Raw genomic sequence first — 17,654 nt, 5'->3', positions numbered from 1 at the left:
CATGGCCTTGTTCAAGTTGCGCAAGAAAAAGGTCGACGAGCCGGTGGCCGCGGCCTCCCCCGCCGAGAGCATCGAGGTGATGCGCCGGCGCGCGCGCCACCGCCTGATCGGCGCCGTGGTGCTGGTGCTCGCCGGCGTCATCGGCTTCCCCTGCTGTTCGACACGCAGCCGCGCCCGGTCGCGGTCGACATCCCCATCGAGATCCCCGACCGCAACAAGGTCAAGCCGCTCGCGCCGCCGCAATTGCCGCAGGCCTCCGGCAAGGTGACGCAGGCGCCCGCACCTGCACCTGCACCTGCCGCGCCCGTGATCACCGAGAGCAAGCCGGAGCCCGTCGCGGCGCCGGCGCCGGTCGCCAAGGCGGAGCCGCCCGCGCCGGTGGAAGCCAAGGTGGAAAGCAAGCCCGAACCCAGGCCTGAACCCAAGGCGGCCGAAGCCGCCAAGGCCAAGGCCCTGCAGGACGCGAAGTCGGTCGATGCCGCTTCGGGCGGCCGCTACGTGGTGCAGGTCGGCGCCTTCGCCGAAAAGGACAAGGCGCGGCAGGCCCAGCAGAAGCTGGAGCGCGCGGGCCTGCGCAACTACACCAACGTCGCCGAAACGAAGAACGGCACCCGCATCCGCGTGCGCGCCGGCCCGTTCGCCTCCCGCGCCGAAGCCGACAAGGCGGCCCAGAAGATCAAGGGGCTGGATTTGCCCGCCGCCGTCCTCACACTGTAGTGGCGGTCCTGGACTGGGTGGTGGTGGCCGTGCTGGCGGCGTCCGTGCTGCTGGGCCTGTGGCGCGGCCTCGTGTACGAGGTGCTGTCGGTGATGAACTGGCTGGCGGCCTTCGTGCTGGCGCAGTGGCTGGCGCCGCGGGCCGCGGCGCTGATGCCGCTGAGCCGCGCGGGCGAATCCATCCAGTACGCTGCCGGGTTCGTGGTGGTGTTCATCGCGGCGCTGTTCGCGGGCGGCCTGGTGGCCTGGCTCACGAAGAAGCTGGTGGAGGCCGTGGGGCTGCGGCCGGTGGACCGGGTCCTCGGCGGCGTGTTCGGGATGGTGCGCGGCGTGCTCGCCGTGCTGGCGGTGGCGGTGCTGGTGCACCTGGTCAAGCTGCAGGGCAGCCTGTGGTGGACGGAATCGGTGACGGCCGGCGTGGCAACGGCGGCCTTGCGGGGTTTGAAGCCGGTGGTGCCGGATCGTGTCGGGGCGTATTTCCCGGCCTGAAGGAAACGGAAGTCTTCTATGTGCGGAATCGTGGGGGTCGTGAGCCAGGGCCCGGTCAACCAGCTGATCTACGACGCGCTGCTGCTGCTGCAGCACCGCGGCCAGGACGCTGCGGGCATCGTCACGCTGCAGGGCCACAAGGTCTTCATGCACAAGGCCAAGGGCATGGTGCGCGACGTGTTCCGCACCCGCAACATGCGCGCGCTGCCGGGCACCGCGGGCCTGGGCCAGGTGCGCTATCCCACGGCCGGCAACGCCTACAGCGAGGAAGAGGCGCAGCCCTTCTACGTCAACGCGCCCTTCGGCATCACGCTGGCGCACAACGGCAACCTGACCAACGCGCAGAAGCTCAAGGCCGAACTGTTCTCGGCCGACCACCGCCACATCAACACCGAAAGCGACACCGAGGTGCTGGTGAACGTGCTGGCGCATGAACTGGAGCGCACCACGCGCGGCCTGCCGCTGACGCCCATGGACGTGTTCGCCGCGGTGGGCAACGTGCATCGCCGCATCAAGGGCTCGTACGCGGTGGTGGCGCTGATCGCCGGCCACGGCCTGCTGGCCTTCCGCGATCCCTACGGCATCCGGCCGCTGTCCATGGGCCGCGGCGCCGACGGCACCGTGATGATCGCCAGCGAGTCGGTCACGCTGGAAGGCACCGGCCACAAGTTCGAGCGCAACATCGCGCCGGGCGAGGCGGTGTTCGTGGACATGAAGGGCAACGTGCACACGCGCCAGTGCGCCGAACACACGCAGCTGTCGCCCTGCATCTTCGAGTTCGTCTACCTTGCACGCCCCGACTCCGAGCTCGATGGCATCTCGGTCTACCAGGCGCGCCTGAACCTCGGCGAGACGCTGGCCAAGCGGGTGATCTCCACCGTGCCGCCCAACGAGATCGACGTGGTGATCCCGATCCCGGAATCCAGCCGTCCCAGCGCCATGCAGCTGGCGCAGCTGCTGGGCCTGCCCTACCGCGAGGGCTTCGTGAAGAACCGCTACGTGGGCCGCACCTTCATCATGCCGGGGCAGGCCGTGCGCAAGAAGTCGGTGCGGCAGAAGCTCAACGTGATCACCAGCGAATTCAAGGGCCGCAACGTCCTGCTGGTGGACGACTCCATCGTGCGCGGCACCACCAGCCGCGAGATCGTGCAGATGGCGCGCGACGCCGGCGCCCGCAAGGTCTACATGGCCAGCGCCGCGCCGCCGGTGCGCTTCCCCAACGTCTACGGCATCGACATGCCGACGGCGTCCGAACTGGTCGCGCACGGGCGCACGGTCGAGGAAGTTCGCGAGATCATCGGGGCCGACGCGCTGATCTACCAGGACGTGGAAGGCATGAAGAACGCCATCGGCAAGCTCAACCCGCAGCTGCAGGGCTTCGACGCGTCCTGCTTCGACGGCGTGTACGTCACCGGCGACATCAACGCCGAGGACATCGCGCGCATCAACGAGGCGCGCATCGGCCAGGAAGACCCGCTGGAAGAGAACACCACGCGCCTCGCGATCCCGAATCCCCAGGAAGCCTGATCCCTTGACCGAGAAGAAGAAACTGCCCCCGGCCTGCACCGCGACACGCTCGCGGTGCGCACTGCGCTGCCTCCCAGCCAGTGGGGCGAGAACTCCGAGGCGCTGTTCCTCACCAGCGGCTTCGTGCAGCCCGACTCCGAGACGATGGCGCACCGCTTCGCCAACCCGCAGGAAGGCTACACCTACGGCCGCACGTCGAATCCCACGGTCAGCAGCTTCGAGCAGCGGCTGGCGGCGATGGAAGGCACCGAGGCCGCGATCGGCACCGCCACCGGCATGGCGGCCATCCTCCTGCTGTGCATGGGCGTGCTGAAGGCGGGCGACCACGTGGTCTGCTCGCGCTCGGTGTTCGGCTCGACGATGAACCTGTTCGCCAAGGAGTTCGGCAAGTTCGGCGTGCAGAGCACCTTCGTGTCGCAGACCGAGCTGCAGGAGTGGAAGGCGGCGATGCGCCCCAACACGAAGCTGCTGTTCGCCGAGACGCCGACCAATCCGCTGACCGACGTGTGCGACATCCGGGCGCTGGCCGACCTGGCGCACGGCGCCGGCGCGCTGCTGACGGTGGACAACTGCTTCTGCTCGCCCGCGCTGCAGCGTCCCACCGAACTGGGCGCCGACCTCATCATCCACTCCGGCACCAAGTACCTCGACGGCCAGGGCCGCGTGATGGCCGGCGCGATCTGCGGTCCCTCGAAATGGATCGTCGACGTGTTCGCGCCCATCGTGCGCACCGCCGGCATGACGCTGTCGCCGTTCAACGCCTGGGTGGTGCTCAAGGGACTGGAGACGCTGGGCATCCGCATGCAGGCGCAAAGCGCGAATGCGCTGGCGATCGCCCGCTTCCTGGAATCGCACCCGGCCGTGAAGCGCGTGTACTACCCGGGGCTGGAGTCGCATCCGCAGCACGCGCTGGCCATGCGCCAGCAGTCGGGCGTGGGCGGCGCCGTGCTGTCCTTCGACGTGCGCGGCAACGACCCCGACGCGCTGCGCCGCAACGCCTTCGCGGTGATCGACAGCTCGGAGGTGATGAGCATCGCCACCAACCTGGGCGACACCAAGACCATCATCACGCATCCCGCCACCACTTCGCACGGCCGCCTCACCGAGGAACAGCGCCAGGCCGCCGGCATCGGCCAGGGCCTGATCCGCCTGGCCGTGGGCCTGGAGCACGTGGAAGACATCAAGACCGACCTCTCGCGCGGCCTGGACAAGCTTTGAAAGTACGCACCCGATTCGCCCCGTCGCCGACGGGCTTCATCCATCTCGGCAACATCCGTTCCGCCCTGTATCCGTGGGCCTTCGCGCGCTCGCAGGGCGGCACCTTCATCCTTCGCATCGAGGACACCGACCTGGAGCGCTCGACGCAAGCCGCGGTGGACGTCATCCTGGAAGGCATGCGCTGGCTCGGGCTGGATCCCGACGAGGGGCCGTTCTACCAGATGCAGCGCATGGACCGCTACCGCGAAGTGATCGCGCAGATGCGGCAGCAAGGCCTGGTGTATCCCTGCTACATGAGCGTCGCGGCCCTCGACGCGCTGCGCGAGCGGCAGATGGCCAACAAGGAGAAGCCGCGCTACGACGGCACCTGGCGGCCTGAGCCGGGGCAAGCAGCTGCCCCCGTTCCGGAAGGCGTGCAGCCGGTGTGGCGCTTCAAGAACCCGATCGGCGGCTCGGTGGTGTGGGACGACAAGGTCAAGGGCCGCATCGAGATCAGCAACGAGGAGCTCGACGACCTGGTGATCGCGCGCCCCGACGGCACGCCCACGTACAACTTCTGCGTGGTGGTGGACGACATCGACATGGAGATCACGCACGTGATCCGCGGCGACGACCACGTGAACAACACGCCGCGCCAGATCAACATCTTCCGCGCGCTCGGCAAGGAGCCGCCGGTGTACGCGCACCTGCCCACCGTGCTGAACGAGCAGGGCGAGAAGATGTCCAAGCGCAACGGCGCCAAGCCCGTCACCCAGTACCGCGACGAAGGCTACCTGGCCGATGGCGTGGTGAACTACCTGGCGCGCCTGGGCTGGTCGCACGGCGACGACGAGATCTTCAGCCGCGAGCAGTTCCTCGAATGGTTCGACCTCGACCACCTGGGCAAGAGCGCCGCGCAGTTCGACGACGCCAAGCTGCGCTGGGTGAACGCGCAGCACATGAAGGCCACGCCCGACGCGACGCTCGCAGGACTGGTGGGCGACCTGCTGAAGCAGCGCGGCGTCACCACGGACGACCGGTTGCCGGCCATCTGCGGCCTGTTCAAGGACCGCTGCGACACCACGCTGGTGCTGGCCGACTGGGCGCAGCGTTTCTACGGCGACGTCACGCCCAATGCCGACGAGGCTGCCAAGCACATCACCGACGGCGTGCGCCCGGCGATCGCGATGCTGGCCAAGATGCTGGAAGGCTGCCCGTGGACCAAGGAAGCCATCGGGGAGGCGGTCAAGGAGACCCTGCGTGCCACCGGCCTCAAGATGCCGCAGCTGGCCATGCCGGTGCGGGTGCTGGTGATGGGGACGGCGCAGACGCCCTCCCTGGATGCTGTCTTGAGCCTGTCTGTCCGCGACAAAGTTTTGGACCGCCTGCGGTCGGCCTGAAAATCGACATATAATGCGAGGCTCGACACCTGCAGGGGTATAGCTCAGCTGGGAGAGCGCTTGCATGGCATGCAAGAGGTCAGCGGTTCGATCCCGCTTACCTCCACCAAACAGGTTGTCGGCAGTCCAGGTTTTGACCCTATCGTCTAGAGGCCTAGGACATCACCCTTTCACGGTGAGTACCGGGGTTCGAATCCCCGTAGGGTCGCCAAGTTGACGCAAGTCGGCCAGGCAACGAGGCAGCAGCCCTCGGCTCGCAAGAGCGGACGCTGCGGCCACGTGGAGTGGTAGTTCAGTTGGTTAGAATACCGGCCTGTCACGCCGGGGGTCGCGGGTTCGAGTCCCGTCCACTCCGCCAAGCATCGAAGGCCCCGCTGTCCGCAGCGGGGCCTTTTTGTTTCCGGGGCGCCACGGCGCAGGTGCTACGCTACGCGGCTGTTTCGCCCGACCATGTCTTCCGTCCCCCACGACGCGCCCACCGAACTGACCGCCTCCGGCGGTGCCTCCACGCAGGAAAGCCGGCCCGGCCGCATGCTGCGCCCGCTGGGCATGGTCCTGGTGGTGCTGGTGGTGGGCATCCTGGTGACCTTGCTGTCCTGGGACGTCACGCGCAACCTCGCGCGGCAGACGGAGTTGCGCCGCTTCGAGTACCGCACCATCCGCATCGTCGGCGACATGCGGCATGCCCTGGAAGCCGACGAGGTGCTGCTGCGCTCGGTGGCCGCGCTCTTCAGCGTCGGCGGCGGCATCAGCCGGGCCCAGTGGCGCGATTACTTCAACGTGATGGAGAGCGGCACCCGCTCGCCGGGGCGTTTGTGGCTGGGCTTCGCGCAGCGCGTGCCGGCGGCCGACCGCGAGACCCACGAGCGGCTGGCCCGCGCCGATGGCCTCGCCACCTACGGGGTGCGCGCCAACGAGCAGCGCGCCGAGTACTACCCGCTGGCCTATTTCCGCGCCTTCGGCACGCAGGACCGCAGGCCGCTCGGCCTCGACCTGCAGGAGGACCACGGCGCGTGACGGGATGATGCGCGCGGTGCAGACCGGCAACATGGTGATGGCGGGCCCGCTGACGCTGTCCTCGCCCAAGGGGCAGGGCGGCCAGGTTTGGGCGCTGATCGTGCCGGTGTACGCCGGCGGCGCCGTGCCGCCGACGGCCCACGCGCGCCTGTCGACGCTCACCGGCTACCTGGTGGAGGCCTTCGACCCGGTGCTGCTGCTGCAGTCCGCGCTGGGCCCCGATGCGGCGGTGATCGGCCTGCGCGTGCGCGACGGCCCGGTGCCCGTGTTCACCAGCACCGAGCTGCAGAAGGCCGACTGGCGCGAGGAAGGGCGGATGCGCCGCAGCGCGCAGCTCGAGTTCGGCCAGCGCCGCTGGTCCATGGACTTCATCGCCTTGCCGCGCTTCGAAAGCAGCCTCGGCGGCGACCAGTCCTGGGTCATCCTGGCGCTGGGTTTCGTGATCAGCGGGCTGATGGCGGGGCTGCTGGGCGTGGTGGCCGGGCTGCGGGTGCGCGCGCTGTCGCTGGTGGACCAGCGCACCGGCGCGCTGCGCAGCGCGCTGCAGCAGCACGCGGAGAGCGAGGCGCGCATGCGCGCCGTGTTCGACCACGCGCTCGACGCCATCATCACCATCGACGCGCGCGGTATCGTCCAGAGCTTCAACCCGGCGGCCGAACGCATCTTCGGCTGGCGCGCCGGCGAGGTGGTCGGGCGCAACGTCAACATGCTGATGCCGCCGCCGGACCATGAGCAGCACGACCAGTACCTGCACAACTACCTGGAAGGCGGCGCGCCCAAGGTGATCGGCATCGGCCGGCTGGTCACCGGCCTGCGCAAGGACGGCTCGCGCATGCCGCTGGACCTGGGCGTGAGCGAGATGCCGGTCAACGGCGAGCGCTTCTTCTGCGGCGTGCTGCGCGACGTGACCGAACGCCTGGCCAGCGAGCTCGCGCTGCGCGCCAGCGAGCGCAAGCTGCGCTCGTACATCGAGCAGTCGCTCGAAGGCATCCTGGTGGCCGACGGCCAGGGCCGCTACCTGGAGACCAATCCCGCCGCCGCCGAGATGCTGGGGTATACGGAGCACGAGCTGCTGCAGATGTCGATCGCCGACCTGCTGCCGCCCGACGGCCCGGAGCGCGAGGCGGGCATGGCGCACTTCCAGCGCGCCGCCACCGAGGGCCGCGCCACCGGCGAGGTGGTGCTGTGCAAGCGCGGCGGCCAGCGCTTCGTGGTGGACATCAACGCGGTGGACCTGGGCGGCGACCGCTACCTCGGGATCTTCCGCGACGTCACCGAACGCAAGCGCGCCGAGCAGGCGCTGCAGCAGGAGCGCGCGCTGCTGGAGCAGCGCGTGCAGGAGCGCACGGCGGTCCTCACCGAGACCAACAAGACGCTGGAAGAAGAGATCGTCGAGCGCAGGCGCATCGAGGCCGAACTGGTCGCGGCGCGCGAACAGGCGCTGCAGGCGGCCGAGGCGAAGGCGACCTTCCTGGCCAACATGAGCCACGAGATCCGCACGCCGATGAACGCCGTGATCGGCATGACGGCGCTGCTGGAGGACACCCCCTGGACCCCGAACAGCGCTCCTACGTCCAGACCATCCACACCAGCGGCGACGCGCTGCTGTCCACCATCAACGACATCCTCGATTTCTCCAAGACGGAGTCGGGGATGCTGGAGCTGGAGCAGCGCCCCTTCGAGGTCGGCGTGTGCATCGAGGAGGCCTTCGACCTGGTGGCGGCGCGCGCCGCCGACAAGGGCATCGACCTGATGTACGAGCTGATGGACAACGTGCCGCACTGGCTGGTGGGCGACAGCACGCGGCTGCGCCAGGTGCTGGTGAACCTGCTGTCCAACGCGGTGAAGTTCACCGACGTCGGCGAGGTCTGCCTGACCGCCAGCGTGCTCAAGCGCGACAGCGAACGCGTGCAGCTGCGCTTCGCGGTGCGCGACACCGGCATCGGCATCCCGCCGCAGCACCTGGAGCACCTGTTCAAGGCCTTCTCGCAGGGCGACGCGTCCACCACCCGCAGGTACGGCGGCACCGGCCTGGGGCTGGCGATCAGCGCGCGCCTGGTGCGGCTGATGGGCGGCGACATCCGCGTGGAGAGCGAGGAGCGCAAGGGCTCGGTGTTCTCCTTCACGATGGAAGCCGGGATCGCGCAGAACGTGCCGACGGCGCAGTACCGCTCCAGCCGGGCACCGGAACTCGCGGGCCGCAAGGTGCTGCTGGTGGACGACAACCCCACCAACCTGCAGATCCTCAAGACGCAATGCACGCGCTGGGGCATGGAGGTCGCCTGCGCGAGCCGCGGCACGCACGCCTTGGCCCTGCTGGAGGCCGAGGGGCCCTTCGACGCCGCGGTGCTGGACCTGCACATGCCCAACATGGACGGCCTGCAGCTGGCCCGCGCCATCACCGCGCAGCGCGGCGACGCCGCGCCGCCGCTGGTGCTGCTGTCGTCCTCGCCGGGCGGCGCGCGCGACCAGGGCGCGATCCGGCTGTTCGCCGCCACGCTGTCCAAGCCGGTGAAGCACTCGCGCCTGTTCACCGTGCTCGACGAGGTGATCCACCAGCGCCGCGCGGCGCCGGCGCCTTCGCCCGCGCAGATGATCGACCACGGCCTGGCCCAGCGGCTGCCGATGCACATCCTGGTGGTGGAGGACAGCGAGATCAACCGCAAGCTGGCGGTGAACATGCTGCGCAAGTTCGGCTACACCTGCGACGTGGCCGAAGACGGCGCCGTCGCGGTGGAGAAGGTGCGCAACCAGCGCTACGACCTGGTGTTCATGGACCTGCAGATGCCGGTGATGGACGGGCTGGAAGCCACGCGGCAGATCATCGCCATGTATCCGCCGCATCGCCGGCCGCGCATCGTGGCGATGACCGCCAACGCGCTGCCGCAGGACCGCCAGCGCTGCCTCGACGCCGGCATGGACGACTACATCGCCAAGCCGATCCTGCCGGTGTCGGTGCAGGCATTGATCGAGCGCTGGTCGCCGCAATACCGCCAGCGCACGCAGGGCGAATCCGAAGGGCTGCTGGACGAGGCGATCCTCAAGGAACTGGCGGCGCTCGACGATCCCGATTCGCCATCGATCCTGCGCGGCCTGCTGGGCGACTACCTGAACGAAACGCCCGGGGCCATCAGCGCCGTCAAGCAGCACCTGCATGCGGGCGACAGCGCCGAGGTCGGCCGCCGCGCGCACAAGCTGGCCGGCACCAGCGCGAGCCTGGGTGCCAAGGCCGTGGCCGAAGTCTGCTACCGCATCGAGCACGCGGTGCAGCGCGGAGAGTCCGCTCCGCTGCCCGCGCTGGTGGAGGAGCTGGAAATGCGCTTCACGCGCACGCGCGGCGCGCTGCAGCGCTACATCTGAGCGCGGTTGCGGCGCGCTTGCCTACCACAAGCCGATCCGCCCCCTCCCCACAGCTTCGGTGGAGAACGCTGTGGACAAGCATGTGGAACGCCGCGCGGGGCCGCGCCGGTGCTGGGCTGGGACCCGGTGCTGCTTCGGCGGGCACCTGCTGTCCGAAGCTGACTCTGTTCGGGTTTGTTACGACGGATGCAACGCATCAGGAACGCACGGCCCTGTTCCGGGGTTCCTGATGCAGCCGGACCAGCGGCCGCAACGCCGCCAGCCCCAGCATCGGCCCGATCGCCAGCCAGGGCAGCACCCCGGCGAGCGGCACCACCTGCGCGAGGCGCACGAACAGCTCGATGCTGGCCACCGAGATCGCGAAGCCGATGCAGTTGGTGAAGGTCAGCACGCTGCCCACGACGGCCGGTGGCGCATTGCGCGCGGTGAGCGCGGAGAACTGCGGCGAGTCGCCCGCCACCGTGACGCCCCACAGCAGCAGCCACGCGACGAACACCGCCTCCGGCGCCACCAGCAGCCAGGGCGCAGCGAGGCAGCACAGGCCGCTGGCCGCCAGCTGCCACTGCGCCACGCGCGCGCTGCCCACGTGCCGCGCGACCAGCCCGCCGCCCGCGCATCCCAGCGCACCGGCTGCGATCGCCCAGAAGGCCAGCATGCTCACCTCGCCCGCCGCGAAGCGCGTGGCGATGATCACCGGCAGCAGCGCGTACAGCGTGTACAGCTCCCACATGTGGCCGAAGTAGCCGAAAACGGACGCGCGCAGCCTGGGCTCGGACCAGATCGCGGCGAGCGCGCGCGGCCGCACCGGCACCCCGTTGCCGGCCGGCGGCGAGGGCACCAGCCAGGCCGTGGCGACACCTCCTGCGGCGGCCAGCAGCGACACGGCGAGCACCACCGCCTGCCAGGGCAGCAGCCCGCCCACGGACGGCAGCGCCTGCCCGTCGCCCACCAGCGCCCGCAGGCCGTGCGGCAACGCGGTGCCCACGACCAATGCGCCGATCAGTACGCCGAGCGCCGCGCCGAGTCCTTCGCGGTACCAGCTGGCCGCGATCTTCATGCCCACGGGATAGATGCCGGCCAGCAGGAAGCCGACGGCGAAGCGCAGCGCCAGCAGCAGCCCGTACTGGCCGTCGAGCGCCGCGATCGCCGCGTTGCAGGCGCCGGCGAGCAGGCAGCAGGCGAGGAAGACGCGGGTGGGACGGAAGCGGTCGGCCAGCATCAGCAGCGCGAACACCAGCGTGCCGGCCACGAACCCGAGCTGCACCGAGGACGTGAGGGAGGCCAGTGCATCGGGAGGCAGGGCCCAGGACCGTTGCAGGTCGGGCAGCACCGCGTTCACGGCGAACCAGAGCGAGGTGCCCGCGAACTGCGAAAGCACGATCACCGGCAGGATGCGGCGCGGAACGGCAGCGGCGGGCATCGGTGCAGCATACCTGTGCCGCAGCCGCGCTAGCGGAAGCGTGCGTGGCGCCGCTCGCGCTCGGCGTCCACCGCCGCGGCGACGTCGCCTTCCGGCAGGCGGATCGACTTGAGCGCCAGCGAACCGAGCAGCAGGCCCGCCTCCAGCATCTCGGGCACCGCCATCGTGGCACCGGCCGCGCGCAGGTCGCTGGCGTGCTGCTCGTCGCGGCAGCGCACGTAGATGCGCAGCTCGGGGTACTGGCGGCGCGCGGCCTGCACCACCAGGCGCGCGACTTCCGGGGCGTCCATGGTGACCACCAGGCTGGCCGCGTGCTCCAGCGCCAGCTTGTGCAGCAGCTCGGGACGCGCGGCATTGCCCAGGTAGATCGGCATGCCTTGCGCGCGCAGGGCGGAGACGCGGTCCGCATCGTGGTCGATGCCCACATACGGAACCCGCTGCTGCTCGAACAGGCGGCCCAGGAGTTCGCCGACACGGCCGAAGCCCACCACGACGACCTGGCCCGCCAGGTCCCGCCGCCGCCGCGGCGCGGCGCCAGCTGCGAGGGCGCCTCGCCCCGCTCGTCCAGCCAGCGGCCCACGCGCTCGCCGATGCGCGCGAACACCGGCGTGAGCACCAGGCTCAGGCTCACCACCAGCAGCATGAACTGGCCGATGCGCGCTGCCAGCAGGCCGCTGGCCATGGCTGCGCCGACCACCACGAAGGCGAACTCGCCTCCCTGTCCCAGCAGCAGGCCGCCTTGCACGGCGTTGCCCCAGGACAGGCCGCGGAAGCGGAACAGCGCCGTCACCAGCAGCGCCTTGATCGCCAGCAGCCCCAGCACCGAGGCCAGCAGCCACAGCGGATCGCGGGCCAGCTCGCGCAGGTCGATGCCCATGCCCACGGTCATGAAGAACAGGCCCATCAGCAGGCCCTTGAAGGGCTCGATGGTCACTTCCACTTCGTGCCGGTATTCGGTTTCGGCCAGCAGCAGGCCGGCGAGGAAGGCGCCCAGCGCCATCGACAGTCCGGCGGCGGCGGTGGCGCTCGCGATGCCCAGCGCGAGCAGCAGCGTCAGGGCCACGAACACTTCCGCCTGCCGGCCGCGCGCCAGCGTGCGGAACACCGGGCCGAGCGCATGGCGTCCGGCCAGCAGGATCAGCGCGATCACGCCCACCGAGATCGCGGCGGTCGCGCCGAGCTGGGCGAGCAGTCCCTGCCCGGAGTCGCGCCCCAGCAGGTCCACGATGATCAGCAAGGGCACGACCGCGAAGTCCTGCAGCACCAGCACCGAGAAGCAGGCCTGCCCGAGCGGCGTGGGCAGCGCGCGCTTCTGCGCCAGGAGCTGCATCACCACCGCGGTGGACGATAGCGAGAGCACCAGGCCCAGCACGATGGAGACGTCCAGCCGGTTGCCGAAGGCGAAGGCCAGCGCGCCGATCGCGAGCGCGCTCAGCACCACCTGCGCGCTGCCGATGCCCAGCACCCAGCCGCGCATGGCCCACACGCGCGGCAGCGACATCTCCAGCCCGATCAGGAACATCAGGAACACGACGCCCAGCTCGCCGAGCGCGTGCACGCCCTGCTCGCGCGGGAAGCTCACCCACTGCAGCAGCGGCCACTGCTGCACGAAGCTGCCGGCGCCGAAGGGGCCGAGCAGCACGCCCATCGCCAGGAAGCCGATCACCTGGTTGATGCGGAAGCGCTGCAGCAGCGGGATCAGCACGCCGGCCAGCGCGAGGAACAGCAGGGTCTCGCGCAGGAAGGGCAGGGGGCCGCGTGGTCCATGGGGTCAAGAAAAAGGCCCGGGATTGCCGGGCCTTGCGGGATGCAAACGAGCGATCAGCGCTTGGCCAGGCGCGAGACGCCGCCGAAGCTGCCGACCCACAGCGTGCCGTCGCTGCTGGTGTCCATCGAGAACACGGTGTTGGAGAACAGGCCGTCGGTGGTGGTCAGCGCGGTCTCGAACTTGCCGCCCTTCATGCGCGCCATGCCGGCGTTGGTGCCCACCCACATCTCGCCGCCCGGCGTGCGATGCAGCATGAACACGTGGTTGCCCGGCAGGCCTTCCTTGGTGGTGTAGTTGGTGAACTTCCTGCCGTCGAAATGGGCCAGGCCGCCGCCCCAGGTGCCCACCCAGACGGAGCCGTCCGGATCGGCGTTGATCGCGACGATGTAGTTGGGGTTGTAGGCGGTGTCGATGCCCTGCAGCCCCATCTCCTGCTTCTGGCGCGCGTGGTGGCTGGAGACCTTGGACGGGTCGTTCTTGAAGCCCAGGTTGTCCTTCACCACTTCGTAGGGCGCGCCCTGGCCCTTGGCGTGGTTCCAGTTGTCCCACTTGCCCGCCTCGTAGCGCGCCAGGCCGCCTTCGGTGGCCAGCCACACGACGCCGTCCTTGCCCTCGGCCAGGCCGTACACCCAGTCGTTCGGCAGGCCGCCCTTGGTGGAGGCGACGGTGTGCAGTTCCCAGGCCTTCTTGTCCTTCAGGTTGCCGCCCTTGATGCGGTTGACGCCCGACCAGGTCGCGATCCACACGTCGCCGTTCTTCGTCTTGATCAGGTCGTAGACGAACGCGTCGCCCAGGCCTTCGGGGATGTTGAAGGTCTCCATCTTGCCGGTGGCCTCGTCCATCAGCGACAGGCCGCCGCCGTAGGTGCCGATGGCGACCTTGCCGTCCAGGCGGCTCACGTGGAACACGCCGTTGGACAGCAGGCCCGCGCGCGCGTGTCGAACAGCTTGTAGTCGTCGGTCTTGGTGTCGTAGCGGATCACGCCGCCCGAGGTGCCGACCCACACCACGTTGCCTTCGGTGAAGATGTCCTTCACGTTGCGCTGGCCGACGCGGAAGTGCACGAACTTGGCGGCCGGGTCGATCTTGACCTTGCCTTCGGTGGGGGCGCGCCGCCCTCGGCCACCGGCGGGTGGCCCGCGGGGGCCTGGATGTTGCCGGCCGGCGCGGCCTGCGCGACCTGCCCGCCCATGGCGGCGGCGACGGAACCGGCGGGAGCGGCTGCGGTGGCGGGCGCGTTGCCCGCACCCTTGCCGAGCGTGTAGGCGCCGGCGATGACGCCGCCCATGGCGATGACCAGGACTGCGATGGCCTTGTGGTTGAACTGCATTGCGATCTCCTCAGTGTGGGGTCGGTGGCCGCGTTCAGCGGCCGATGCGGGTGACGCCCTTGCGGGTGCCGACCCAGACTTCGCCCGAGGGCGCGATGGCCAGGGCATAGACGTTCTCTTCCAGCAGGCCTTCCTTCTTGCCGAAGTTCTGGAACCGCTTGCCGTCCCAGCGCGACACGCCGCGGTTCGTGCCGAACCAGTAGGCGCCGTCCTTGCCCTGGGTGATGGAATACACGATGTTGCCGGCCAGGCCGTCCTTCACCGAAAGGTTGGTCCACTTGCTGCCGTCGAACTTCGCGACGCCGCCGCCCCAGGTGCCCGCCCACACGTGGTCCTGCGGATCGACATGGATGGCGAAGGTGTAGTTCGGGTTGTAGGTGGCCTTGCCCTCGTTCATGGTGGCCAGGTCGTGGCGCGAGCGCGTGCCCAGGCCGGTGTTGGTGCTGAAGGCGAGCTGGTCGCTGTTGGGCGCGCCCAGGCCGTCCTTGTGGGTCCAGCTTTTCCAGGTCTTGCCGTCGAACATCGACACGCCGCCTTCGGTGCCGAACCACACGCGGTCCTTGGCGTCCACGCCCAGGCCGTACACCCACTCGTTGATCAGCTCGCGCACGTAGGTCGTGAACTTGCCGGTCTTGGGGTCGACCTTGTTGGCGCCGGCCCAGGTGCCGATCCACAGCGTGCCGTCCTTCTGGCTGGCGAAGCAGTAGACCCAGTAGTCGGCCAGGCCGTGCATCGGGAAGAAGGTCTTCCACTGGCCGTCCTTGAAGCGCGAGACGCCGCCGGCATTGGTGCCGAACCACTTGTTGTCCTGGTGGTCCACGCCCACCGCGAACACGTATTCGTTGGCCAGGCCTTCCTTGCGGGTGAAGGTGCTGGTGGGCTTGATCGTCTTGAGGTCGACCTCGTGCACGCCCGAGGACGTGCCCACCCACATCACGTTGCGCTTGGCTTCCAGCTTGAGCGCGCGCACGTACACGCCTTCGCCCACGTCGAAGGAATCGATCACGCGCCAGCCGCCGGGGCCGGCCGGCCGCGCCGGTTGCTGCGCCAGGGCGCCGGTGGCGCTTGCCGCCAGCGCGAACGCCAGGGCGGCGCGGCGCGAAATGCTCGTTGTTCTCGTCATCAGCTCAGGGTCCTCAGGTAGGCCACCACGTCCAGGATCTCGCGGTCACGCAGCACGCCGAAATAGCCGGGCATCACGCCCTTGCCGTTGCGGATCACGGTCAGCAGCTGCATGTCCGGCTTCATCAGCGATTCCATGCGGCGGAAATTCGGGGTGCCCGGCATCACGGGCGTGCCGTTGGCGCCGTGGCAGGCGGCGCAGTGCGTTGCATAGAGCGTGCCGCCCTTGTTGATGTCGGCCGCCAGGGCGCTGCCGCCGCAGGAGGCCAGCACGGCGGCCAGCAGGATTCCCGTTCGCGGGAATGTGCCGGGGCGCAGCGCCAGTTTCGGGATCATCGGCTGGCCTCGATGCGCGGCTTCACGCCCAGTTCCTTCGCCTTCTGGTCGTGCGCCTTGGCCTTTTCCAGGTCCTTGGGCAGGCCGAGGGTGCCGGTGCGGTAGGCGCGGGCCAGCATGTCATGGGCCGGGCCGTAGTTCTTCGCTTCGGCCTGCGATACAGCTCCAGGGCCTGGGCCGGGTCCTTCTTGATGCCGGCGCCGTCGGCCAGCGCCCGGGCCAGGCCGACTTCGCCGGCCGGCTCGCCCTTGTCGGCGGCCTTCTTGTAGAAGACGATGGCTTCGGACTCGAATTCGGCGGCGCGCAGCAGGTCGCCCAGGCGCGCCTGCGCCAGCGGGTGGTCCTGGTCGGCGGCCTTGCGCAGCAGGGACATTGCGGTGGAGACGTCGCCCGCCTGGAAGGCCACGTCGGCCTCCTTGACGTCCTCGGCGGGACCGGCGGACACCGCGGCGGCGGCGAACAGCGCACCCATCCACAGGGTGCACCGGACGAAGAGGGTGGGGCGAGAGGTGTTCATGCCTCCCTTTCTGCAAAAACCGGACCAGTCCGACTGACCCCCGTCAGGCCGGCCCGTGCTGCCGCCTACTCGGGGGCTGGTCCGCCTGGGCCTGCTCGTGCTCTTCCAGCTTGCGGTAGAGGCTGGACAGGCCGATGCCCAGCCGCTGGGCCGCCTGCCGCCGGTCGCCGGCGCAGTCCTCGATGGCGCGCACGATCAGGCCGTGCTCGAAGTCGCGCACCTGCTCGCGCAGCAGGCCGCGGCCGGTGGACGCCGGGGCGGCCGCGCCGGCCGGCGACGAGGGCGTGATGTTGGGCGGCAGGTCGGCCACCGTGATGCGGCCGTCCTCGGCCAGGATGGTGGCGCGCTGCAGCACGTTTTCCAGCTCGCGCACGTTGCCCGGCCAGTCGTAGCTCACCAGCAGTTCCTCGGCTTCGCCGTCCAGGCTCAGCTTGCCCTGCACGCCGAAGCGGTCGCCGCCGCGCGCCAGCAGGTAGCGGATCAGGGCCGGGATGTCGTCGCGGCGCTCGCGCAGCGGCGGCACCGTCACGTGGAAGCCGCTGATGCGGAAGAACAGGTCCTCGCGAAAGCGCCCTTCGGTGACCATCTGCTTCAAGTCGCGGTTGGTGGCCGCGATGATGCGCACGTTGATCTTGCGCACCTGCTCGCTGCCCAGCGGGCGCACCTCGCGCGCCTCCAGCACGTGCAGCAGCTTGACCTGCAGTTCCAGCGGCAGCTCGCCGATCTCGTCGAGGAAGATGGTGCCGCGGTCCGCTTCCAGGAACAGGCCCTTGCGCGCGCGGTCGGCGCCGGTGAAGGCACCGCGGGTGTGGCCGAAGAATTCGCTTTCCAGCAGGTTCTCGGGGATGGCGCCGCAGTTCACCGGGATGAAGGGCGCGCTGGCCCGCTGGCTCTGCTGGTGGATCGAGCGGGCGATCACGCCCTTGCCGGTGCCGCTCTCGCCGGTGATCAGCACGGTGCTGTCGGTGGGCGCCACCTTGGCGATCAGCCGGTCCAGCTGCTTCATGGACGGCGACACCGAGGGGCAGCGGTCGTCGCTGCGGCCCACCACCAGCTTGCGCAGGGCCTCGTTCTCGCCGCGCAGGCCGCGCAGGTCGGCGATCTGCGTCAGCCGCTGCAGCAGCTTTCCGAGCGCAGCGGCTTGATCATGTAGTCGGTGGCGCCCGCCTTCATCGCCTCCACCGCCGTGTCCACGGAGGAGAAGGCCGTCATCATGATGAAGGTGGTGTCGACGCCGGCGGTGCGCGCCTCGCGCACCACCTCGATGCCGGTCAGGTCCGGCATGTTGATGTCGCACAGCGCGACTTCGACGTCGCCCTTGGCCAGCCGCATCAGGCCTTCGCGGCCGCTGCCCGCGGTCTCGACGGCGTGGCCGGCCCGCGTCAGCGTGGCGGCAAGAATCTGGCGGATCGCGGGTTCATCGTCGATGACCAGAATCTGCAGCGAGGAACTCATT

Annotated in this window: 19 protein-coding genes, 2 tRNA genes and 1 pseudogene; 11 read left to right on the top strand and 11 right to left on the bottom strand. The window is 69.7% G+C overall.

From position 1 onward, the window contains the following. Position 1: 1 nt before the first annotated feature. The 11 genes from HK415_RS26405 to HK415_RS13440 all read left to right on the top strand — a co-directional run bounded on the left by HK415_RS26405 (position 2) and on the right by HK415_RS13440 (position 9,706). Positions 2-268, top strand: a complete 267-nt coding sequence (locus HK415_RS26405) for a hypothetical protein (RefSeq protein ID WP_309246692.1) — start codon at positions 2-4, stop codon at positions 266-268. Continuing rightward, positions 265-717: an SPOR domain-containing protein gene (locus HK415_RS26400; protein ID WP_309246839.1), complete on the top strand. Its 453-nt coding sequence runs from the start codon at positions 265-267 to the stop codon at positions 715-717. Before HK415_RS26405 ends, HK415_RS26400 begins: the two co-directional genes overlap by 4 nt. After that, the gene (locus HK415_RS13480) at positions 717-1,205 is read left to right on the top strand and encodes a CvpA family protein (RefSeq protein WP_171560064.1); all 489 of its coding nucleotides are present in this window, start codon (positions 717-719) and stop codon (positions 1,203-1,205) included. Before HK415_RS26400 ends, HK415_RS13480 begins: the two co-directional genes overlap by 1 nt. Before the next feature lie 18 nt (positions 1,206-1,223). Continuing rightward, complete coding sequence (gene purF, locus HK415_RS13475) at positions 1,224-2,732, top strand: amidophosphoribosyltransferase (protein WP_171560062.1); 1,509 nt, start codon at positions 1,224-1,226, stop codon at positions 2,730-2,732. 54 nt (positions 2,733-2,786) lie between these two features. After that, the gene (locus HK415_RS13470; RefSeq protein WP_373684586.1) at positions 2,787-3,950 is read left to right on the top strand and encodes an O-succinylhomoserine sulfhydrylase; all 1,164 of its coding nucleotides are present in this window, start codon (positions 2,787-2,789) and stop codon (positions 3,948-3,950) included. Beyond that, a complete protein-coding gene (gene gltX, locus HK415_RS13465) occupies positions 3,947-5,329 on the top strand; it encodes a glutamate--tRNA ligase (protein WP_171560059.1) in 1,383 nt (460 codons plus the stop codon). Before HK415_RS13470 ends, gltX begins: the two co-directional genes overlap by 4 nt. Positions 5,330-5,464: 135 nt before the next feature. Then, positions 5,465-5,540 (top strand) — tRNA-Glu (locus HK415_RS13460). A 70-nt stretch (positions 5,541-5,610) separates the two neighbouring features. Further along, a tRNA-Asp gene (locus HK415_RS13455) sits at positions 5,611-5,687 on the top strand. A 92-nt stretch (positions 5,688-5,779) separates the two neighbouring features. Beyond that, complete coding sequence (locus HK415_RS13450; RefSeq protein ID WP_171560057.1) at positions 5,780-6,346, top strand: CHASE domain-containing protein; 567 nt, start codon at positions 5,780-5,782, stop codon at positions 6,344-6,346. A gap of 4 nt (positions 6,347-6,350) precedes the next feature. Beyond that, entirely contained in the window at positions 6,351-8,099 is a 1,749-nt protein-coding gene (locus tag HK415_RS13445; RefSeq protein WP_171560054.1) for a PAS domain S-box protein, read from the top strand. Continuing rightward, positions 8,000-9,706 (top strand): response regulator, encoded by a 1,707-nt coding sequence (locus tag HK415_RS13440; RefSeq protein ID WP_171560051.1) that lies wholly within the window; start codon positions 8,000-8,002, stop codon positions 9,704-9,706. The genes HK415_RS13445 and HK415_RS13440 overlap by 100 nt, the downstream gene beginning before the upstream one ends. 196 nt (positions 9,707-9,902) lie before the next feature. Here HK415_RS13440 and HK415_RS13435 read toward each other — a convergent pair whose 3' ends face one another. From HK415_RS13435 to HK415_RS25150, 11 genes and pseudogenes are all read right to left on the bottom strand, one after another. Next, positions 9,903-11,126 (bottom strand): MFS transporter, encoded by a 1,224-nt coding sequence (locus tag HK415_RS13435; RefSeq protein ID WP_171560049.1) that lies wholly within the window; start codon positions 11,124-11,126, stop codon positions 9,903-9,905. Positions 11,127-11,155: 29 nt separating this feature from the next. Further along, positions 11,156-11,614 carry an NAD-binding protein gene (locus HK415_RS25165; RefSeq protein WP_309246691.1) on the bottom strand — a complete coding sequence of 153 codons (459 nt, stop codon included), beginning with the start codon at positions 11,612-11,614 and terminating at the stop codon, positions 11,156-11,158. Positions 11,615-11,784: 170 nt separating this feature from the next. Continuing rightward, positions 11,785-12,792: pseudogene (locus HK415_RS25160) on the bottom strand (cation:proton antiporter domain-containing protein); the annotation flags it as partial. Positions 12,793-12,947: 155 nt separating this feature from the next. Further along, positions 12,948-13,802: a ligand-binding sensor domain-containing protein gene (locus HK415_RS13425; protein ID WP_309246690.1), complete on the bottom strand. Its 855-nt coding sequence runs from the start codon at positions 13,800-13,802 to the stop codon at positions 12,948-12,950. Continuing rightward, positions 13,790-13,957, bottom strand: coding sequence for a hypothetical protein (locus HK415_RS25155; protein WP_253261879.1), 168 nt, complete (start codon positions 13,955-13,957; stop codon positions 13,790-13,792). Before HK415_RS25155 ends, HK415_RS13425 begins: the two co-directional genes overlap by 13 nt. After that, entirely contained in the window at positions 13,927-14,223 is a 297-nt protein-coding gene (locus HK415_RS13420) for a hypothetical protein (protein WP_171560046.1), read from the bottom strand. The genes HK415_RS25155 and HK415_RS13420 overlap by 31 nt, the downstream gene beginning before the upstream one ends. A gap of 34 nt (positions 14,224-14,257) precedes the next feature. Next, a complete protein-coding gene (locus HK415_RS13415; protein ID WP_171560043.1) occupies positions 14,258-15,346 on the bottom strand; it encodes a ligand-binding sensor domain-containing protein in 1,089 nt (362 codons plus the stop codon). Then, positions 15,346-15,681, bottom strand: coding sequence for a c-type cytochrome (locus HK415_RS13410; protein ID WP_171560041.1), 336 nt, complete (start codon positions 15,679-15,681; stop codon positions 15,346-15,348). Before HK415_RS13410 ends, HK415_RS13415 begins: the two co-directional genes overlap by 1 nt. Before the next feature lie 22 nt (positions 15,682-15,703). Continuing rightward, positions 15,704-16,198, bottom strand: coding sequence for a tetratricopeptide repeat protein (locus HK415_RS13405; protein ID WP_171560039.1), 495 nt, complete (start codon positions 16,196-16,198; stop codon positions 15,704-15,706). 43 nt (positions 16,199-16,241) lie between these two features. Continuing rightward, positions 16,242-17,249: a sigma-54 interaction domain-containing protein gene (locus HK415_RS13400; protein WP_309246689.1), complete on the bottom strand. Its 1,008-nt coding sequence runs from the start codon at positions 17,247-17,249 to the stop codon at positions 16,242-16,244. A gap of 56 nt (positions 17,250-17,305) precedes the next feature. Next, positions 17,306-17,653 carry a response regulator gene (locus tag HK415_RS25150; RefSeq protein ID WP_253261878.1) on the bottom strand — a complete coding sequence of 116 codons (348 nt, stop codon included), beginning with the start codon at positions 17,651-17,653 and terminating at the stop codon, positions 17,306-17,308. Position 17,654: the final 1 nt, after the last annotated feature.

Source organism: Ramlibacter montanisoli (assembly GCF_013087525.1).
GTDB classification, from domain to species: Bacteria; Pseudomonadota; Gammaproteobacteria; order Burkholderiales; family Burkholderiaceae_C; genus Ramlibacter; species Ramlibacter montanisoli.
The sequence above is the reverse complement of the archived record's forward strand: the minus strand, read 5'-3'. Positions and strand labels throughout refer to the sequence as shown.

Excerpts from the sequence above, each read along its gene's own strand:
- HK415_RS13415 (WP_171560043.1), bottom strand. The coding sequence starts at position 15,346 with ATGACGAGAACAACGAGCATTTCGCGCCGCGCCGCCCTGGCGTTCGCG.
- HK415_RS13450 (WP_171560057.1), top strand. The coding sequence starts at position 5,780 with ATGTCTTCCGTCCCCCACGACGCGCCCACCGAACTGACCGCCTCCGGC.
- HK415_RS13440 (WP_171560051.1), top strand. The coding sequence starts at position 8,000 with ATGCTGGAGCTGGAGCAGCGCCCCTTCGAGGTCGGCGTGTGCATCGAG.
- HK415_RS26405 (WP_309246692.1), top strand. The coding sequence starts at position 2 with ATGGCCTTGTTCAAGTTGCGCAAGAAAAAGGTCGACGAGCCGGTGGCC.
- HK415_RS13420 (WP_171560046.1), bottom strand. The coding sequence starts at position 14,223 with ATGCAGTTCAACCACAAGGCCATCGCAGTCCTGGTCATCGCCATGGGC.
- HK415_RS13435 (WP_171560049.1), bottom strand. The coding sequence starts at position 11,126 with ATGCCCGCCGCTGCCGTTCCGCGCCGCATCCTGCCGGTGATCGTGCTT.
- HK415_RS13410 (WP_171560041.1), bottom strand. The coding sequence starts at position 15,681 with ATGATCCCGAAACTGGCGCTGCGCCCCGGCACATTCCCGCGAACGGGA.
- HK415_RS25150 (WP_253261878.1), bottom strand. The coding sequence starts at position 17,653 with ATGAGTTCCTCGCTGCAGATTCTGGTCATCGACGATGAACCCGCGATC.
- HK415_RS13405 (WP_171560039.1), bottom strand. The coding sequence starts at position 16,198 with ATGAACACCTCTCGCCCCACCCTCTTCGTCCGGTGCACCCTGTGGATG.
- HK415_RS13445 (WP_171560054.1), top strand. The coding sequence starts at position 6,351 with ATGATGCGCGCGGTGCAGACCGGCAACATGGTGATGGCGGGCCCGCTG.
- purF (WP_171560062.1), top strand. The coding sequence starts at position 1,224 with ATGTGCGGAATCGTGGGGGTCGTGAGCCAGGGCCCGGTCAACCAGCTG.